The organism is Candidatus Abyssobacteria bacterium SURF_5, from assembly GCA_003598085.1.
In the GTDB taxonomy this organism is placed as follows: domain Bacteria; phylum Abyssobacteria; class SURF-5; order SURF-5; family SURF-5; genus SURF-5.
Genome location: QZKU01000041.1, coordinates 1 through 20,165 on the forward strand (window position 1 = coordinate 1; position 20,165 = coordinate 20,165).

15 protein-coding genes and 1 tRNA gene are annotated in these 20,165 nt (G+C 50.6%); 2 read left to right on the plus strand and 14 right to left on the minus strand.

Annotated elements, in window-relative coordinates; genetic code table 11:
• Positions 1–585: 585 nt before the first annotated feature.
• The 14 genes from C4520_04810 to C4520_04875 form a co-directional block, all read right to left on the minus strand.
• The gene (locus C4520_04810) at positions 586–1,137 is read right to left on the minus strand and encodes a hypothetical protein (protein ID RJP24019.1); all 552 of its coding nucleotides are present in this window, start codon (positions 1,135–1,137) and stop codon (positions 586–588) included.
• Positions 1,138–1,640: 503 nt separating this feature from the next.
• On the minus strand, positions 1,641–2,567 hold the full coding sequence (locus C4520_04815; GenBank protein ID RJP24020.1) for a hypothetical protein: 927 nt from the start codon (positions 2,565–2,567) through the stop codon (positions 1,641–1,643).
• Between the two features lie 2 nt (positions 2,568–2,569).
• The gene (locus C4520_04820; protein ID RJP24021.1) at positions 2,570–4,258 is read right to left on the minus strand and encodes a DUF3696 domain-containing protein; all 1,689 of its coding nucleotides are present in this window, start codon (positions 4,256–4,258) and stop codon (positions 2,570–2,572) included.
• Positions 4,259–4,268: 10 nt separating this feature from the next.
• The gene (locus C4520_04825; protein ID RJP24022.1) at positions 4,269–5,099 is read right to left on the minus strand and encodes a DUF3800 domain-containing protein; all 831 of its coding nucleotides are present in this window, start codon (positions 5,097–5,099) and stop codon (positions 4,269–4,271) included.
• Positions 5,096–6,364, minus strand: a complete 1,269-nt coding sequence (locus C4520_04830) for a hypothetical protein (protein RJP24023.1) — start codon at positions 6,362–6,364, stop codon at positions 5,096–5,098. The genes C4520_04825 and C4520_04830 overlap by 4 nt, the downstream gene beginning before the upstream one ends.
• Complete coding sequence (locus tag C4520_04835) at positions 6,361–8,031, minus strand: SAM-dependent DNA methyltransferase (protein ID RJP24024.1); 1,671 nt, start codon at positions 8,029–8,031, stop codon at positions 6,361–6,363. Before C4520_04835 ends, C4520_04830 begins: the two co-directional genes overlap by 4 nt.
• A gap of 9 nt (positions 8,032–8,040) precedes the next feature.
• Positions 8,041–10,314 carry a DEAD/DEAH box helicase gene (locus C4520_04840; protein RJP24075.1) on the minus strand — a complete coding sequence of 758 codons (2,274 nt, stop codon included), beginning with the start codon at positions 10,312–10,314 and terminating at the stop codon, positions 8,041–8,043.
• Between the two features lie 488 nt (positions 10,315–10,802).
• The gene (locus tag C4520_04845; protein ID RJP24025.1) at positions 10,803–12,455 is read right to left on the minus strand and encodes an AAA family ATPase; all 1,653 of its coding nucleotides are present in this window, start codon (positions 12,453–12,455) and stop codon (positions 10,803–10,805) included.
• Between the two features lie 310 nt (positions 12,456–12,765).
• Positions 12,766–13,041, minus strand: coding sequence for an XRE family transcriptional regulator (locus tag C4520_04850; GenBank protein RJP24026.1), 276 nt, complete (start codon positions 13,039–13,041; stop codon positions 12,766–12,768).
• Entirely contained in the window at positions 13,038–13,388 is a 351-nt protein-coding gene (locus C4520_04855) for a type II toxin-antitoxin system RelE/ParE family toxin (GenBank protein RJP24027.1), read from the minus strand. Before C4520_04855 ends, C4520_04850 begins: the two co-directional genes overlap by 4 nt.
• 775 nt (positions 13,389–14,163) lie before the next feature.
• Positions 14,164–14,238, minus strand: a tRNA-Pro gene (locus C4520_04860).
• 263 nt (positions 14,239–14,501) lie between these two features.
• Entirely contained in the window at positions 14,502–15,290 is a 789-nt protein-coding gene (locus C4520_04865; GenBank protein RJP24028.1) for a sulfite exporter TauE/SafE family protein, read from the minus strand.
• A gap of 47 nt (positions 15,291–15,337) precedes the next feature.
• Entirely contained in the window at positions 15,338–15,928 is a 591-nt protein-coding gene (locus tag C4520_04870; protein RJP24029.1) for a flavodoxin family protein, read from the minus strand.
• A gap of 132 nt (positions 15,929–16,060) precedes the next feature.
• Positions 16,061–17,710, minus strand: a complete 1,650-nt coding sequence (locus tag C4520_04875) for a dihydroxy-acid dehydratase (protein ID RJP24076.1) — start codon at positions 17,708–17,710, stop codon at positions 16,061–16,063.
• A gap of 160 nt (positions 17,711–17,870) precedes the next feature.
• Between C4520_04875 and C4520_04880 the strand changes: the two genes are divergently transcribed.
• Both C4520_04880 and C4520_04885 read left to right on the plus strand, forming a co-directional pair.
• Positions 17,871–18,557, plus strand: coding sequence for a hypothetical protein (locus tag C4520_04880; GenBank protein RJP24030.1), 687 nt, complete (start codon positions 17,871–17,873; stop codon positions 18,555–18,557).
• On the plus strand, positions 18,554–20,161 hold the full coding sequence (locus tag C4520_04885) for a fatty-acid--CoA ligase (protein ID RJP24031.1): 1,608 nt from the start codon (positions 18,554–18,556) through the stop codon (positions 20,159–20,161). The genes C4520_04880 and C4520_04885 overlap by 4 nt, the downstream gene beginning before the upstream one ends.
• Positions 20,162–20,165 lie beyond the last annotated feature (4 nt).

Below are 20,165 nucleotides of genomic sequence, written 5' to 3' on the forward strand. Positions count from 1 at the left end.
CGGTTCCGGGTGATATTCTGTCGCGTACATTTCGGATTGGACTTCCCCGTGACCGGTCGCGAGGTTCCGCGTCGATCGTTTTTTTGCTACAGCTCCTTTGTTGGTTCGTAGAACGTGGCCTCGTTCGTTTGCCGACCAGCCAGGCCGCCAGCCTTATCCAGACCGGCGAAACTTTCTGGTGTCGACAATGTCATTGAACCATACTGGCGAGTTCCGGTCAACGACATAGTTGTTAAAAAGATGTCATTAAAGACGGAAGATGATGGGAACCACGGATTTTCACGGATTTTCACGAATTAGAAAAGCAGACCACAGTCTACAGGCGAGGAACCGGAATGAAGGCAGGAGGCAGAAGCAGATAGCAATTCCACGAGGGATCGCGCGGATCAGCGCGGATTGGAAAAACAGTTTAGTTAACGGTGCTCCCAAGTTCCTCCCTCTTCCTCGTTCAGATAACGCATTGCGTTATAGAAATCAAGTGTAAAGATTCGACTCGAATTCACTACATGCAAGGAATCATTCATGATGTCCTATCTTCTCCAAAGCGGCGTTTGCAGGATGTGCAGAATAAAATGCTTTGCCGGTTCATGTCAGAGCAAAGCCTTCAACATTACCAGTGCCGTCTACGGTTAGGATGCGGATTCTGAATTGCTTTAGCAGCGGTGCTTCCCGCCACCGTGATGCGAGTTCCGCGAATTTCTGACTATGAGGGACAGCTACCGCAAGAATATCTTTTTCGCCCACTTCTTTCATAGTTAGAAGTTGTCCAAGAGCCTCACGAATCAGCCGGTATTCCGGTGAACTGGATTTTCTGGATAATGGCCCTTTCTTGCACTCAACCCGCAAGTTCTTTCCGGAAATTAAATTAGCAACAAGATCTCCTTGACCCGGACGTGAATGAACATTGATAATAACCGGTGTATCCGGAGTTCGATAAACTCCCTGCCATTTGGCTGGTTGCTCAGTCGTCCAGCCAGCATCTTTCAAAAAAGCAGGAAGGTTGAAGTGCACCGTTTTGTTTGTATAGACCTGTGCGCCGTCAATAGCAACGTCTATTTTTTGCCGGACTAGCCGTTTTTTGATCAGCCAGAACGCCAGACGAAGGCTTACCTCTGCCTCAGGCATTATATCCATCATTGGATGATTCCCGATCTGTACAAAACAAAAAGAGCTTAGAGTCCAAGTTGAGATCGACCTATCGCCAATGCCAATTCCTGAATGAGAACAAATGGGACCTGGCTGAGCGTGTTTCCAAGCTTCTGGCGGACTTTTCTGACCACCGTATCATCGCACATCGGGTCAAGAAATTCATGGCCCTTCGATGTTAGTCCAAATGGATAAACACAAATCGCTCGATGCTTTGACGATGAAGAGAGAAGAGGTTCAGCATCAATCAGTCCAGCTTATACATACGGCAGAGATGGTAAGCCACAACACTGTCATCATATGAAGTAACCTGCATTTGCTCAATGACAGAGAACTCCTTCCTTTCTTCGAGCTGCTGAAGAATCTTAAGAACTAGCTCCATATCGCTTTTCATGAACTACTGCCTTCATCAAAGTAGCAGTTTAGTCGAATGCTGAAGCTTGATGGCGACTTGGTGCGCGGCCAGTTCTATTAAAGATCATCTCCCGATATCTCTAGTTAGGCGGGACCCATTGACCTATTATCTCGAAGGGGCTTTTTTCGAGATCAAAGGCAGGTTTATCACCTGCGTATTGGTTCCAACGTAGTTCATATTGCTCCCGATTGAGCAGATCAATGTCATCCGTTTCGCCATCATCGCCTTCGTCCAAACCGTGCTGGAATTTTACACCGCCTAAGTCTGTTAAGATATATCTGTTATGAAGTTTTTGGCCGTCTGGTCTTCTTTTCCACCGAATAAAGGCAACTTTTAAACCTGCCGGAATTATCTGTGGAAGTTTCTCATTACAGGTGTCACAAAAAAAGCCTATTTCGCATTTTTCAGCGTTAGTGTGAACCTCCACTCTTGTCGGTAATGACTTCGGCCGTAGCGCGGTGAGCTCAAACAAAAAGGCCTGCAATGATGTTCGATATCTTATGTTGTCGGGCATAAAATGTGGGTCGATAAATATAGCGGTATTGCAGCAGCAAAGCATAGAACGAACAGCACCTGCCATATCGGCCGCTTTTCGGCGGACGATTCCTCCAGATTGAGTTCTCCAAAGTGGAGTCGCATCGATGATGTCATCATTCACCAGAACTGCAGGATTAGCGGTTGGGTTATCTTGGGCAAGAATGGCATGAAATGGGACCCTTTGATGCTCATTTTCGGCATTCTCTCGCCAAGACGCTCCTAATCTCCAACCATATTCTTTCCTTATGACCATATGCTCCGAGAGCCGAGTAATTAATTCTTCTACCCGCTTCTGCTCCATATCATCACCGGCGGTACAGGAGGAATATGCCATCTTTTTCCAGTGCCGTGGAAATCTGGAAACAAGTCGATTTTTTCCCAGACCAAATTGTTCTTTGATATAGCTGGCAGTGTTACGATCTTTCCAGGCATTAAGGAGTGCTGGTTCAACTGCGTACTCAAATATCATATCTAGAAAAGCTCCTTAGCCCGTTCTGCGAAAAATCCTTTAGGCCAAGGTCTGTCAAATTCGCCTTCTTCATTTACGGGAATATGAATGACCTCGGCTCCTTTCTTTCCGGAATCGACGTACAGGACAGAGACATGCTCCGGCTTAATGGGAACCACATCTTTTGGTAAAGTGCCCTCCGCAGTCTCCCTGATTCGCCTCAATATCCGCAAGAGAAGGTGTTCGCTGTGAGTTTCAATAAGAAAATGATTTTGATTTTCGCCAAGAGCAGATTGAATAAAGACATCACCAAGATCAGCTTGAAGAGCAGGGTGAAGGTGGATTTCCGGTTGTTCTATGGCAATGAATTTATTTTTTGACGCATACGCGCTGACTAGAACGGGAATAACCTGACTGATGCCGATTCCGACGTCCCGGTGAGATACCATAGTATTCGTTTTCTTATCTACCATGACCAACTCTTCAAGCTTCTCAAATAGGCCTTCTTCACTAATTCCCCTAGTTGCAATTTCGTAAAGTTTCTCGGGGGAAACGAGCTTCAGGAGGGTTACTTCGTCTTCTTCGTCAGTCGATTTTCCGTCCTTATATACCCGAGCAATAAACGAATTGTCATATATCTCGGAATAATATTCTTCAAATGAAAGGAATATTAACGCAAGAGCTTCTTTCAAATGAGCGTATTTTATGACTCGAAGTGTGTAAGGGGTTTGCAGCCGGTCGCTTGAGCCGAGCCAGGTATTCACTTCTTCGCGAACTTTCTGGTCCCTTTTCAAAACTTCCCAGGCATATCCACCGCCAGCTAACCAGTTGGAATTATGATCTTGCAGAAATGCCAAATGCCTTGGCGGATATGACCGTAATGGCCCCAGATATTGAAATCGCGATAGTCGTTCTGTGATTGTTTGACTCAATCCCTTTAACAACTCATCCACTACACGAGGAATGAAAAAATAAAGTGCCGCCGCTAAATCTTCCTTACGGGAACCTTTGCTTATAGGGAAGAAAGATAACTGAGATTGGGAATTCTGGACCTCCTCCTTCACAATCCCTTCGGGAAGAAATCTGCCCATCGAAATGGCTATAGCGGGAACTATTTCGGCAACGGCGTTATCCATTCCCTCATAATCGGAAGGTGCAAGTGAATCCGTAGTCGTCGAGGTCGCAACAATAGCACTTATTATTTCTCGGAACAGAGGATGTTTATGGTCCAGTCTGTCAAGCCGAAATGTTCCACTTGGGCGTCTGCTCATTCTCAAAACGCTCTTGCTATCGCCCAAGACCTCGTACGAATGCATTTTCGGCAGCGCACCGGAAAGTATTCTGCCTTCATCATCAAGAGCAATACCTATAGTGACTGAAATTGTCAAAAGTTGAACGGGAGCAAAAAGCTCGGCCATCCTGCCTGTTAAAGAAGCAACATCAAGATCAAGAGACCACTCCATTCTATTTGAGACATTTCTTTGGTTTATGTACTGTCGGAAGCCTCCAAGGTCGACAGACTCGCCTCCAAGAGTCGTTCGATGAACATCAAGCTCGCCTGTCTCGATTGCATGTCGGGCGAGAAGTAAGCTATGGAGAATACTTGACTTTCCGGAACTGTTCGCTCCGTAAATTAGAGTCAAGGGGCAAAGGGGAATATTCTGCGATTCAGCGAAAGCTTTAAAGTTCCCGATTGTAATCTGCGTCAGCATAGCTATATTCCTATCTTAGCTCCCTTATGAATCGTGGCGCTAAATCCCAAAATAGTTGGCAAGCTTCAGTTCTTGTTCTTCCCTTTCCCGGATAGCGGCCGGACCGAGGTAATGCTAATTTTGATATAGTTTTGGACCAGATTTTCATCCTATTCCCCTCACCTTTATATCTTTCTTCGGAAAGACCGTCCTCAATTTCGGCAGATGTCCTCAGTATGTAGGCGAACAAATCCGCGACCTGAGCTAAAAGAATATGCTTTGAGTCAGCGAAATATGGCACATCAACGATTTGATCCAAGGGTTCTTGATTCTTGTCGCGAGAATAGTATGTCTCTGTCCAGCTCGGAGGATTGTTAATAAGCAAACCAAGATCTTTCTCTTCCTTTACTTCCCGATCAAATATCAGGATGCTGTGCCCTTTGTTTTTAGATTCTTTCTGATGTTGTTTTTGAAGCTGAAGTATACAGTGCATTGCAGTAGCGCACCAAAACGATTTGCACTGCTTGAGGCGATTGTCTTTAGGGAGAATCTTATCGAATTTCTTTTTATCTAATCCGCTGAACAGACATTTATGTTTGCGTCCTTGTACCCACTTAAGGATGGTTTCGATTACCTTTGCGCGCTGTGCCCCGTTTGTTCCATGCCAGATCCCGTTACCACGATAGAAGTCACGAGAATGAAATTCTTCCACACGCCTGCCGATTGCTCCAGAAAGATATGCCAAAAAGTCGGCCCATTCTGCCTTCGTTACGTGCATCCTATGCGCATCAACAATGATCCCTGCCATAACAAGGTATGGTTCTTCTCCCATGCCACTTTCATCGAAGTAACAGAACTTCATAGGTTCTCTTCCCAACCAAGTTCCTTGGCCTGTACATTCATCTCGGTAAGTAGTTCCTCTATATGGGACTCGCGCCAACTTGCTGTTAAATCGCCCCTGAATGCACTATTGAGCATAACTGAAAAGAGGTTTTCCAATTCTCTCCGTGCTCTTTTTCTCTTGAAATAAGAGCTGTGAAGAACTTGTAATGCACCTACAAATCTGTTTTGAGTCTTAGGATCAGGTTGCGGCAATTTGAGAGATGCATATTCTTGTCCATTGATGTTCGGTTGAGCGGCAGTCCGCCGCCTTGCGGCTACCCAGGACCTGAAATATGGGGTATGGGCAAGAGCAAAGACGACCCAAGGTTGAATTAAGGACTTGTTAAGCTTAAATCTGATAAGGTAGCCTGCGAAGGCACAGGGACCATCGTCAGGATGATAAAGATATGACTTGCCAACGGTTGCTCCACTTCTGGCAAAAAGCAGATCGCCATCCTCCAACCGATAAGGTTCCCAATCCTCTGAATCTAGGGTCTTAATATCGACATCGCTCAGAAATCCGTCATCAGTAATATCAGTTATTCTTACATAGCGAGGGGTGCCTTCTTCATAATTAATTGCCTTTGCATTGGCCCCATACTGGGGATGACCAATTGATAGTTCACCCAAGGGTTTGAATGGCCAACCTTTCGGATTTGTTGCCGGATCGCCAAACATCTTATAAAAGAGGGCGGGAAGAATTCGGATGGATTTGGCGTCGGCCTCAGAACGCTTCTTCCGCAACGCGTCCGCCTGGTCGAGTATTTCGACGATAAGCCGTTGTTCTGAGAGGGGTGGAAGCGGGATTGGAAGACTCGAGTATTCTTTTCCATTTATGTTCGGCTGTCCAGCGACACGACGCTTGCTCACGACCCAGGACTGATAAATGGAAGATTGTGTAAAATAGAAAAGGAACCTTGAATCGGCTAAATTTGGATTGATTCTAAACCGAATAAGGTAACCTGCGAAAATACATGGGCCATCTTTTGACGTGTAGCGGTACGATTTGCCAACGGTATTGCCACTTCTGGCTAATAGCAGGTCGCCGTCTTTTAAGAGGAATTGAGATTCGTCTAGTATGTCTGCCTCAACACTGTCATTAGGTAAGAGGCTTCCCTTCGAATCAATATCGGTAATACGAATGTACCTTGGTCGCTTGCCTGAGGCGGAAATGGCTCTTGCATTGGCGCCGTATTGCGGGCCGACTAGGGAGAGATCCCCAAGCTTGACAGTATTCCATTTCATTCGACTTTATCCAGTTCACGAAGGAGCTTCTCTAGGCCATGGGCAATCTCACGCTCAAGAGCTAAAGTATCTTTAATCAATTCCTTTGGGTCCTCGTCCGGAGCCTTCTCCGCAATCTGCGGTTTGTAACGTCCCGCGGCGAGATTATAATCGTTGGCAACGACGGTTCTGATAGTTGTCCACCAACACGAGGGTTCGACGCTTTCAGACGGCAACATCGTTCCCGCTTCAACGCCTGGCGGTTCTTTAAAACCTGACTTCTTGTAGTTTCTCCATTGAGTAAGCAGATCGGGGATATCGTTTCTTTCCGGAGTCTCTGGACGACCGCCACCTTGAATCTTGTCCGGATCGTACCCATCCGCGTGAACTTCATAAAACCAGACTTTCTCTTTTTCTTTTGTCTTCTTATTCTTCTTTGTATTCATCGAAGGTCTTCTGAAGACAAGAACTCCGGTTTTCACGCCGGCATAGGGTTTGAATACACCCGCGGGCAGTGATATCACGGCAAGCAGATCATAATCTTCGACCAGCTTTCGCCGCAGTTCCACGTGAGCAGATGTGGAACCGAATAGCAGTCCTTCGGGCACCACAACTGCGCATTGCCCGCCGGGAGCAAGAGCTTCCATCATTATCCCCAGAAAGAGGAGCTCGCTCTTTTTTGAATTGGTCGGAAGGTCTTTTCGTATGGATTCCTTGGGAAGTGTCCCGGCAAATGGAGGATTTGAGAGAATGATTTTGTAACGGCGATTGAGATCATCTTCGCTCAGCCCACCCATATCAGAGAGGCTATTAGCGCGTTTGACATTTGCCTTGCGGATTCCGTGCAGTACCAGATTCATCACTGCGATTCGCATCATTTGTCGGGAGACATCCATGCCATAGATCGACTGTTCCAGGAGCCCCCAATCCAGAATCTTTTCACCGCGCCCTTTGCGATAGGTCTGCAAAGCAGGTATTTCTTTCTTCGCTTCATCAAGCTCCTGCTCGCGCTTTTCTAGCCACTCCTCACCGTATATAGGAACTTCCTGTGGCTCGGCTGAATATTTAGCCAAAATATATTCCACCGAATCGATCAAGAAACCGCCAGTTCCACAAGCAGGGTCATAAATGGTATCTCCAAGATCGGGGTCCAGGAGTTCAACCATCATTGCGCGTATCTGCCGTGGAGTGCGGAATTGGCCATTGAGCGCGGACTGGCCAAGATGCGTTAGGAGATATTCAAAGATGTCGCCTTTGATGTCGGCGCCTAATTTGGCGAACTGGATCGAATCGATTTCATCTACAACCTGCTTCAGCACGTTTGGATCAGTTATTTCAAGAACCGCGTCTCGAAAATATTCGGCGATTTGTGGTTCCTCTTTTACCAAAGAGGCCATATACGGAAAAACCTCATCTCGAACAAAATCTCGCAGGTCAGGCCCGCTCTTGAAGCGCCATTTTATCCATCGATATCGCTCAGCCTGTTTCGGGAAAAGCAGGGTGTTGTTGCCGTTCTTCTCATTTCCCGTAAGCCGAATCTTGAGCTCCCTGCTCGATTCTTCTTCATCGAGCAGTTTCAGGTAGATGAGATATGAGATCTGTTCTATGTAGGTTACAGGGTTTGTCACGCCACCGGCCCAGAGAATGTCCGTGATGCGATCAAGCTTCCTGCGCAAATCCTGATTCATTCATACTCCTTATGCGATTCTTTTCGGAAAGACGGCTTCATTCATTTCATTTATAATTTCTTTCAGGCCGCGCTCGCCGAACAGCTCGACACCGAGTTGGGCCGCATTCAGAATAGATAGCGGCGGCTGAAACAGGTCATCCACCTGAATAGTCCCTCTCGCAATCCCGCGATTCTTCAGAAGCGACAGATATTGCGCCTGCTGTGGGCTCAAGGACTTCGACACAAGCCAGGCCTGAAAATCTTCAGTGAGTTCCTGTTCTCTGCTTTTGATTTTTGCTTTTCCCAATGCGGCTCGGATGAAGTCGAGGAGATTACCGCCCGGTTTGCGATACGCGCGTCGCAGATTATCTTCATTGAAATACATGTCAGGCTTATTCAGGTTTTCAGCCAGCGTCTGCTCTTCATTTTCGGAAAGCTGCTTGCCGGAGCGCACCTTCTTGAGGATTGGATCGTCTTTGGCGGCGGAACGGACAGTCTTCTCCCAATTGGTAATGTAATCATTTTTGTCAATTCGTTCGCCATTTGGGCCAACCTCGACATATTTGACAGCGTGCAGCCATTCGTCCATCAGACCCAATTCGACAAGGTTATTGAATGGTCTAGGCGGTTTCCGTTCTCCACTCGTTCGATAACCTCCGCCCGCTCCACTGAATATGTCGGCATCGCTGTCATTGAAATATTCATGATTACGGAAGAAATCGTAAATGACGAATTTCTGTTTTCCGATATGAGGCGCAGTTCGTGTTCCGCGTCCGCGCATCTGTTGATAGAGGATCGGGCTGCGGACACGCCGGCAGAGGACAAGATGCAGGACCTCCCGGCAATCGAAGCCGGTATCCAGCATGCCTACGCTGACCGCTATTTGTGGATAAGGCTCTCTTTTGAATTTACGGATCAGGTCGTCGGCATTGGGGACGTCACTTGTTATGACTTCAGCATATTGTCCCTTATGCTCCGGATGGAGTTCATTCAGGTAATAGGCGAGGCGCGCCGCGTGATGTTTCGTCAACGCGAAGACAATGGCTTTACCGGGACCAGTCTCCTGACCCGGCGCCAGGTCCTTATAGTTTTCCCACGCGAGACGGTCGAACTCCTGCATCATCTTCCGGTTGCTATCTTCATTCGTCCATTTCCGCTCGAATTCGGCAGGGTCGTAGTACTCGTCATCCACTTCAGCACCTTCGGCAAGAATGAGCGTTATGCCGGTGGCAAATTTATAAGGAACGAGATATTCCTTCTCAAGCGCTTCCTGAATGGGAAATGAAAAATCTGGCTGATTGTCCTTACATTGATAGAACTGAAACGTATTCCGTTCGATGTATGCAGAAGGAGTGGCAGTTAAACCGATATGCAGGGCATCAAAATGAGTCAGGGCCGTCTGCCAGGAACCATAAATCGACCGATGACATTCGTCGGCGATAACAACGTCAAAGTAACCGCTTGTGAATTCGGTGTACCGGCTGATCATGGTTTGCAGGAGACATACAGTTATCTGTTTTTCTTCCCGAATCACACCCGGGCGCAGCCAATAACTGCCGTACTGGTTCAATATATCCTGAATGGCCTCCAGAGCCTGTTTGGCCAATTGCTCGCGATCCACCAGAAAGAGAACCCTTTCCGCGCGACCAGCTTCAATAAGCCTCTTCAGGTAGAGGCAAATAAGGTCGGTTTTGCCGGTGCCGGTGGGGAGCTCTATCAGAAAGCGGTGCTTTCCCAGTTCTACAGCGTGATCGAGCGCTTTCATCGCTTCTTGCTGATATGGCCGCACCTTGCGCTGTTCACCCTGCCGAAGGTAGTATTCGGGTATTTCGACCGTGGCCAGCGGTTTTTGCGTTTCGCGCATCTCAACCAGCCGCTCGAGATCGCGTCGTGAAAAAAAGGAGTTCACGATCCGGGCGTCATCATTTGTGTAATCCCAGAAATAGATCAAGTCGCCATTGGTGAGAAATATGAAAGGTGCGTTGATGCTCTTGGCGTATGGCAGAGTTTTTTTCTTGGCTGTGTACGGTTCTACCGCCGACCGCTTGGCCTCGACAACAGCGAGAGGACGCCCGCGCTGGTCCATCAGGACATAGTCCGCTCGACCGGGACCATCATTATCAGGCATTATTTGAGGTTGGTTTCGTGCGAAATTTCCCGGAGTTTCCGCCACCGTTTCAGGTAGATTACGGATTGGGACTTCTGCTCGTACCTGTGATTTGTCAGCAGGGTCCCATCCTGCCTGACGCAGCAGGCCATCGATAACAATTCTGGCGTCCGCCTCAGTCGAAAAATCCTTCACCAAAACTCCTTTTGCCACTGAAATTCAGGAAAAATAATCGGCCAGGTTCCTTCCCTGAAAATAGACATCACAGACGATTCGGCCATGGTCAATCCTGCAGGCTGCCCGCAGGTCCACCTGCTTTCCCAAAATCAACCTTGCGAGTTTTTCTTTGGCAGCCTGACCGCCTGGGGCATGGAGTTCTGGAGCATCATAACCTGTCGGTCTAACTCGATTGCCCTGTGATCCATTCCACCGCCATTGAGGAGAAACATCAAATGTGTCGCCGTCAACTACCGAAGTCACCACGAACATAGACATTCATTGCTCCTTCCCGATTGCCTTCCAGTACCTATCTTTGCTAATGAAGGTAGAGCAACGAATGTGCCATTCTTTAATCAGGCTATGTAAGCTTTTTTTGCGCAAAGCGTTACATCGAAAGCCTCCTTCTTTAATCACAGTCGTTTATTTTAACCCAGGTTGAAGACAAGTACAACTCAAGTTGAAGCTCAAAGCTTCTCTTGCTGCAAAAACTTGTGCACAGCCTGGGGGGTTATTCCCAATAATCGGGAAGCTTTACTCTGATTTCCGTTGGTCGTTTCGAGAGCTTTCAGTATAAGCTGCCTTCGGGCGCTTGTCAAAAAACCATCCAGCGAAAACCCTTCATGCGGTTCCGGAAGAGCAGTTAACGGATCAGTTGAGGTTATAGGGTCGGTGATTATCAGATCATCAGCCCTCAGCACATCCCGTGGGCACAAAAGCATCGATCGCTCAATTACGTTTTCCAGATCACGAACGTTACCTGGCCAATTGTGAGATTGTAATCGAACGAGCGCATCGGGTGAGAATCTCTTATTTCTTCGGATTGAGCGATTTAATTTGTCGAGCATGTTTAGAGCAAGCTTAGGTATGTCGCTGCGCCGCTCCCGCAAGGGTGGCAACTTGATTTCAACGACACAGAGACGATAAAAGAGATCTTCACGAAATTTGCTGTCTTTTATGAGCTTTCGAAGATTGCAATTCGTCGCTGCGATTATTCGAACATCAACTTTATGCGCCGTTGTTCTTCCTAATGGTTCCACCATTCCATCCTGCAGGACACGAAGAAGCTTGGCCTGGACAGAAAGAGGCAGATCACCGATTTCGTCTAGGAAGAGAGTTCCGTCATCTGCACTATCGAATTTTCCGATTTGATTGGATATCGCCCCTGTGAATGCTCCCTTCTTATGGCCAAAGAGAATACTTTCGACTAGATTTTCCGGGATGGCAGCACAATTGACGGCTACAAATTCTTGATTCGACCGGCCGCTTAAGCGATGAATTAAACGAGCTATCAATTCTTTCCCGGTTCCGGTTTCGCCCAAAATCAAAAAAGGCGCCTGAGACGGGGCCGAAGTGGCCGCAATTTCAAGCGCGCGACGTATTGAGGGATGATCTCCCACTATATTTAACTGAGCGATGACGGCTTCAACATCCAGTTCACTTCCTGAAGTTGCGTTTTGCTGAGGCAGAAATTTTACTGTTGGAAATTCCCGAGCCGCCAAATCGATTTCGCTAACCAAAGGCTTGTCTTTAGTGACAAAATGCGGTGGTCGAGTATATAGAATATGCGCAGGGATTTCCCCGGCAGCGGCCAACAATAGCCAACTGGCGTGCATCTGAGGAGTTCCCGATGTCACTGCGATGTGAAACTTGGCCCCTTCATGCCTTTCCAAGAGCGGTTGGATGTGATTTCTTAATCCCTTTAGAATTGTTTTATAATCAGTCGGGTCATCTAAAGCAACAGCAAGAATCTCGACTTGAGATTTCGGGTAAAGACCCAAAATAGCTTCTTTGGTAACTTGTGTAACTTTTTGTGTATTCGGCGTTTCAAAGAGATAAATTTCATCAAAAGAGCGTACTGAAAGAAGCGCAAGGATGGGCCCCGCCTGCTCTTCCTTCTGTACAAGCCCCTCAAAATAAGGGTCATGAAATCCCGTAAAAGTGAGAAGTACATTAGTCGATGAGTTTGCCATGGTTATTGATGAAAGTGGTTGCCTTTTCCCCGATGGCTTACTATTAAACCAAAAAGGGGAGTGTAAGTCAACGGGGAAAGAGAGGATAAAAGGTTTGGTTATCCGCTGACTGCGCAGACGCGAGAAGCGGGGTTTAGGCTTCGGCATCAGGTTGGGGGAGCAAGAGGGTCCTCGGGGCTGACTTCGCCCCCATTTCCCCCTCACCTTTATCCTCTCCCGATGGGAGAGGAAATGAAGAGAGATCCTTCGATCACGCTGAAGCGTGACTGAGAAGCAAGGCTCAGGATGATCCCGCGAGGACGCGGGACTTCGGGAGCCTCAGCAATAGGTGTGTACCGGCGCTTGTCTGCGGATAGAAGGTTTCCGGACAACTACCATTTTGCCTCCAAGAGCCACACGCATTTTCTTGAAGATTCCAGAACAAAAATTGATGTTAGGAAAAAGATTGCTCAAATTCCTATGCAATTTTCACTTCGAGCTTCTTTCCTAATGCCGAGGCTGTCTTTTTCAGCGTGGACAGCTTCACATCTTCCGCATGGTTTTCAATCCGGGAAATTGCGGTTTTCTTGGTCCCAATCCTGCGAGCCAGTTCCTCCTGGGTCAAGCCCGCCGAGAGGCGAGCTTCGCGAAGGATCACGCCTATTTTGAATTGTTCGTATCCCTCTTCATAGCCTTGGGCAAATTCTTTCTCTTTCTTTTTTCTTTTCTTGACGTATTTATTGAGATCGCTCATTTCTTTCTCCTTTCGAGGAAGTCCCGCCTCATGATTTCGGCCTTCCTTATTTCAGACATCGGGGTCGCCCGACTCTTCTTCATGAATCCATGAGTCAAAACAACAGTGGCATCGTCAGCAAAAAAGCAGAGAATTCTATATGTGTTCGAGCCAAATGTTATTCGGCACTCCCATATTTCTTCAGTTGTGAGCAACTTCTTGAAATATATCGATGGAACCCTTTCCATATCCTCCAGAAGCTTAAGAACCCACGTCACCTTTCTGGCAGCCTTGGCTGGCAAGGAATCCAAAAACTTCTCGATGGGACATTTTCCTTCGCGAGTTTTGTAGAACATTACTGTTCTCATATCATCAGGTTAACATGCATGTTAACTGAAGTCAAGAGACAAACGTTTCAGTATGCGGTCAGGCCTGCACATTTTACAAAATATAAGACACTACGATTATGGAAATGACGCGTGATGGACAGCGATAGAAAACCGCTCCGCGCTTTCCACACCTGCTCAACACGCTTGGATAATTCTTCGAGTTAGCCACATTCCCATCACGCCTCGGGCGTGACTTCGCCCCCATTTCCCCCTCACTTTAATCCTCTCCCGAGGGAGAGGAAAATGCCGCGCAGGGTTTTCTACGCGCGGCGCGTGGCTTCGAAGACTCAGTGTTGCGAAAAGCTGGAGTTTGAATTGGAAGATAAAAGAGAGAGCCTTCGATCACGCTAAAGCGTGACTGAGAAGCAAGGCTCAGGATGATCCCGCGAGGCGCGGGAAGTTAAAAGAACACAGGCGAGACGCCCGTGCCACTATCTAAAGACAGTTCCAAGTTCAAGGTCTAAAGTTTCAGGTTGAAAAAGATGCAGGCAAGATGCCTGCGCTACGGGAGAGGTAAACTCGAAATGGCATGGCTGGGGCCGCGTGTTCTGGATTCCCGCCCAAAGCATGCAGGAATGATCACGCCAAACGCGTGACTTCACTGCGTTCAGCCGGGTGTGCCATCGGCGTGAATCGGCGTGAATCGGCGGTTCCAAGGATTCATCTAATTCGTGGGGGTCCGTGGTCAAAAAGAGAGATTCTTCGCGCTCGCTCAGAATGACAAGGGGAAACGGATCGAAGAGAAAAAGGAAAGTCGGGGCGGCCGGATTTGAACCGGCGGCCTCCTGCTCCCAAGGCAGGCGCGCTAACCGGGCTGCGCTACGCCCCGCTATGAAACCACCCCAATTATAGTCGCTTGGCGGCGGCGGTGTCAAGGCGACGTAAATCAAAAAAATCTCTCGTGCTTAATCTTCCAGAAGAAGTATACAACGCGCGCGCCCTCTGCGCGGATGCCGTCCGTCATCCCCATCCCTATCAACCAGGAGCGGCTGGGGGTGGGCCGGTCCTTTCTCGCCCTTGCGCTCTGTACGGATACGGCATTTCATCAATACCCTGATCTATCGCGCGCGGCGGCGTTACCGGGGCCATTCGTCATCTGACGAGGAGCAGCAAGCCCGACACGCACAGCATCAGTCCGATTGCGCGGTTGAAGGTGGTCTCGTTCACCTGGAAATGCATTCGGGAACCGATGATCAGGCCGACGATCAGAGGCGGCAGCAACATCAGATCGAACCGGATGATGTCCAGGTCGATCAGCGAGTTCTTGACGTACAGGTAGATGCGGAAGATATCGTGGAGGAGAAAGAGGATGAGTAGCTGCGACCGGAAGGCGCTCTTGTTTTCGGCGAAGTGATGGACGTAGACGACCAGCGGCGGCCCGCTTGTTCCGAAGAGGCCGCCGAGGATGCCGGAGAGGATGCCGGCCACAAAGCCGATGGGTCCGCGAAAGCGCGGCGCCTCGTGCTGCCGAACTCGAAGAAGGATGTGCAGGGCGAAAAGGATTATGATGACTCCCAATATTTTGCGCAATAATGAGGTATCGAGAAAGCTGAGCGCGCCTGTTCCGGAATACTTGAGAATATAGGTTCCGAAGACCGTTCCCACCGCCATCGCTACGGCCACGACGAGAATGGTTTTCTCCCTGAAGAACCTCAATTTGTTCGCGCTGAGCACGACGACTGAAAAGAAGCCGGCCAGCAGGACGGACGGAACGGCGAATTTCAGGTCGAGCACCAGCAACAGCAGCGGCACGGAGATCAGGGCGAATCCGAAGCCGGAGAATCCGGTAACGATTGCGGCGATAAAGAAGATAAGCCCGCAAACAGCCATAACGGGCCATGAGAGGTCAGCCGGCATTCCTGAATTGGTTCCTTTCACCATTTAGGAAGGATTGCTGAGAGGGCAAGTCTAATTTGTCTCGAATCGCCTCAGGTGGAGACCAGTGCCGCTCCGGCGGCTTCGGCGCGCGCGATGAGTTCGGCGTTTTTCAGAGCCGAGTCGACGGCGTTTTCCGATCCGACGTGTGTGATGAATTCCGTCGAGGCGGAACCCATGATCGTTACCACGATATTGAGCCAATCGAGCGTCTGCTGATAGAGCTCCGGGTTCTCGTCTCCCTGCGAGGTGATTATGGCGAATTTTTTGCCGCCGGGAAACGTGAAGAACGAGGACATCTCGCCGGTTTTCTCGTCCACTTCCTCTCCCATGTAGCAGTAGAAGCGGTCTATGAGCATCTTGAGCTGGGCGCTCACTCTGAACCAATAGATGGGCGACCCGAGCACAATCGCGTCAACCTCTTTCAATTCCTCGAGCAGCGGCGAGAGGTCGTCTTTCTGGAAGCATTTTCCCGGATGTTTTTTGCAGGCGCCGCATCCCTGACAGCCTTTCATGTTCAGCTCGTTGAGGTTCACCATACGGGTTTCCACTCCCCGGGCGGCCGCTCCCTTCAGCACGGCGGCAACGAGGGTGGCGGTATTGGCTTTTCTTCGCGGGCTTCCATTGAATCCTATTACTTTCACGGCAACTCTCCTTTTCCGGCATGAATCTGTTTCGTATCAGGCGTCCCCCAAATCGGGATTGATTACAGCCAATATTTTCGCACAGCGGCGCGGATTTATCAATAGCAAAATGGCGGAAAGCCCATTCTGCGGTTATGCCTGAAGAACAGCTCCCTTCGAGGCCGGCCCGACCAGTTTCCGATACATCTTGAGGTAATGGCTTGCGACGGGCCTTTCGTGGCGGACCCACGCGGAGGAGCGCTGAGCCAGCTCTTCAGGTGAAAGCGCGACTGAAAGAGACCTGTTAGGAATATCGATCTTTATCAGATCGCCGTCCTCGAGCAGCGCGAGGGGCCCGCCGAGGTAAGCCTCGGGGGTGACGTGCCCGACGCATGGGCCGTCCGTCGCGCCTGAGAACCGGCCGTCGGTGACCAGCGCGACGCGCTCGAGGCGCATGAGCGTGATTGTTGCGGTCACGCTCAGCATCTCCGGCATGCCCGGCCCGCCCTTGGGGCCCTCGTACCGAATGACGATGACCGTACCCGGCCCAATCTCTCCGCTCTGCAATGCATGCAGGGCGTCTTCTTCGCTGTTGAATACTCTCGCTTTTCCCTCGAAGGTGCGCATTGACGGGATGACAGCCGACTGCTTGATGACCGCTCCGTCCGGCGCGAGGTTGCCCTTCAGCGCCACCGTTCCACCTTCGGGAAGTACGGGCGCATCTTTCGAATAGACCACTGTATCATCGAGGACTTGAGCCTCGTCAATGATCTCTCCGATTGTTTTTCCGCCGACTGTGGCGCAATCAAGATGAAGGTCTTCCCGCAGGCGTTTCATGACGGCGGCCACTCCGCCCGCCCGGTACAGGTCAACGACGCCGTGCGGGCCATTCGGCGCGATTCTCAGCAGGGTGGGAATTTTCGTGGCGAATTTATTGAACAGATCGATATCGATTTCGATTCCGAGTTGGGCGGCGAGCGCGGGCAGATGAAGCGTGGAGTTGGTCGAGCCGCCGATGGCGAGGTCGACCATGATGGCGTTCTCGATCGCTTTTCGCGTGAGAATGCGGCCCGTCGTGAGGCCTTCCCGCACCATTTCCACGATTCGCTCGCCGGACGCGCGCGCCTTGACTCGTTTCTCCATGGCGACTGCCGGGATGGCGGCGGCTCCGCTCAAAGCCATTCCGAGCGCCTCGCTCAGGAGTTGAAACGTGTTGGCGGTCCCCATGATCTCGCAAGCGCCGCAGGTTCCGCAGGTGACCGCCTGCAGTTTCGAAAAGATATCTTCATGATCCTTATGATCGATGCTTCCGCCGGGTTTGACGAACCGGATGTTCATCATAGCCGGCCCGCCGGGCACGAAGATAGCCGGCAAATCGAGGCGGGCAGCGGCCATGAGCATGCCTGGATTGATTTTGTCGCACCCGCTCACGAGGACCACTCCGTCAAAGAGCTGTGACCGGACGAAGGTCTCGACGCTGTCGGCGATCAGGTCGCGCTGCGGAAGGATGTGGCGCATGCCGTCGTTGCCTTCGGCGACCGCGTCGCACGGGGCAGGCACATTGAATTCGAATGGGATTCCGCCCGCAGCGATGACGCCCTCCCTCACGGCTTGCGCGATCTCGCGCAGATGAATGTGGCCGGGATTGATTTCGGTGAAGGAATTGGCAACTGCAATAAACGGCTTGGTCATCAAGGAATTGGGATCGATGCCGAGCCCCTTCATGACGCTCAGCCGCCCCAGGCTCATAGGGGCGCCAAGGGTATCCTTAAAAAGTTTCTCGCTGTTCGGTTTATCGCTCATTGCGTTTCTCTCCATTCCGCTGTTCCTGTTGCCGCGACTCGATTAAATGTATCCGAAATCCGGGCGGAAAGTCAATCGGGAAGCTTGGCAATTGCGGGCGCATCGAATATAATAAACCACGTTTTTCGAAGGGGTTCCGTTTGGCGGCGAAGCATACCCGATGAGTACTCCGATTGAAATAATTCGCTCCGTTCTTGGGTCTGGGGGCGCCGTAGAGGAAGCCGGTCTTTCGAAGGCGCAGTTAACCCGGACCTTTTCGATGCTGTTGAATGATCCCGACGAAATTATCGCCCAGCGGGCATCATGGAGCCTCGGCCCGGTTGTGGCAGATTCAGGTCCGGATAAAATCGAGAACTTCCTCCGCCGCCTCATGTGGCGAGTGAATCCCGAATCGGGTGATAATCCGCTTGGCGTTCCCGAAGCCATTGGGGAGATCGGCGCGAGAGCTTTTGAGCAGGTGCGGCCTTTTGTGCCGGTCCTGCTCCAGTACAGTGATGACGAACAATTGCTTCCCGGCATTCTGCAGGCAATAGGGAGGATCGGCCATTCGAGCCCCGCCACAATCGAGCCACACATGGACTTTCTCATTTCTACGTTGACGGACGAGCGTCCTTCCATTTTTGGAAACGCGGCGCTCGCGATGCTGCGAATCGACAGGCGCCGAGCGGAAGAAGTTCTTGCAAAAGTTGAGGCGCGCGATCGCACGGCGCGAATATATTATAACGGCGCGTATCAAATGATCAGGTTACGCGAGATTGCGCAGTTGGAGGATGACCGGTTGAACGAATTTTGTTTTATCAGCAGGGAAACTGAGGCCACGCCACCCCCGGGAGGAACGGTTCCATGATGAGGTTTTCGCTCACGGTGCGCGACATGCTGCACCGCCCGAAACGATTGTTTCCGAACAAGGAGATCTGTTCAAGAACACGGTCGGGATTCATGCGCTATACTTACGCCGATTTTCACGACCGGGTCGGAAAGTTGGGGAACGTACTGTCGAGCCTGGGAGTAAAGCGAGGCGACCGGGTCGGCACGATTGCGTGGAATCATCACCGCCATCTTGAACTGTACCTTGCTGTTCCCTGCTATGGCGCGGTACTGAATACGCTGAACCTGCGGTTGTTCGATGAGCAGCTTGCGTATGTTATCGGGCATGCGGACGATCGGATCATCTTCGTTGACGACGATCTGCTTCCGCTGCTCGAGCGAATTCGCGAGAAATTAACGGGTGTCAAACATATCGTGGTGATGACCGATGACGAGAAGCTTCCGAAAAGCGCGCTTCCGCTGCTTTCATACGAGGAACTGCTGAGCCAGGCCTCACCGGATTTCTCGTTTCCGGAGGATATCGACGAGTGGGCGCCGGCCGCGATGTGTTACACGACTGCGACGACAGGCGACCCGAAGGGCGTCGTTTACACTCACAGATCGATTTATCTGCACAGTCTGACGCTTGGGCTTGCGGACGTGCTCGGGCTCGGCGAGCGAGACGTGATCATGCCGGTTGTTCCGATGTTTCACGTGAACGCGTGGGGATTGCCGTTCTCGGCCGCGTGGTTTGGAGCGAAGCAGGTGTTGCCGAGGGAGAAACTCGACGGTCATTCCCTATGCGAGTTGATCGAGCGCGAGCGGGTGACGGTGACCGGCGGAGTCCCGACGCTTCTGCGGGGCATATTCCAGCATCTCGAGGGCGGCGCGAAGCACGATCTCTCGTCTCTCCGAAAGGTAGTCTGCGGTGGTTCCGCTCTGCCGAGGGCGCTGGTGAAAGGGTTCCGCGAGAAGTACGGCATCACGCTCACGCACGGCTACGGCATGACGGAGACCTCTCCGGTGGTCACGCTCTCGCAATTAAAGAGCCACATGGATGCGTGGCCCGGCGACATGATTTACGATGTTCTCGCAAAGCAAGGCACGTTGCTGCCCGGCCTGGAAATGAAGATAATCAGCGATGAGGGTGTGGAAGTGAAGCCGGACGGGAAAGAGGCGGGCGAAATCGTTTTGCGCGGCCCGTGGATCGCGGGAGAATACTATCGTGAGCCGGAGAAGAGCGCGCAGACAATGCGGGACGGCTGGCTGCGCACGGGTGATATTGCGAGTCTGGATGAAGAAGGGTACATTCAGATCGTCGATCGAACGAAGGACCTCATCAAGAGCGGCGGCGAGTGGATATCTTCAGTCGATCTCGAGAACACGATCATGGCGCATCCGGGCGTGCTCGAGGCGAGTGTGATCGGGGTTCCGCACGAGAAATGGGATGAGCGCCCTCTCGCGGTGGTCGTCCCGAAGAAGGAGGCGCAGGGAACACTCAGCGAGAAGGATATTCTCGATTTTCTGCGGGATAAGGTTGCGAAGTGGTGGCTGCCGGATCAAGTGGTCTTCATCAGCGAGATCCCCAAAACCAGTGTCGGCAAGTTTGACAAGAAAGAACTGCGACGGCGATACGCGAAATAATGAC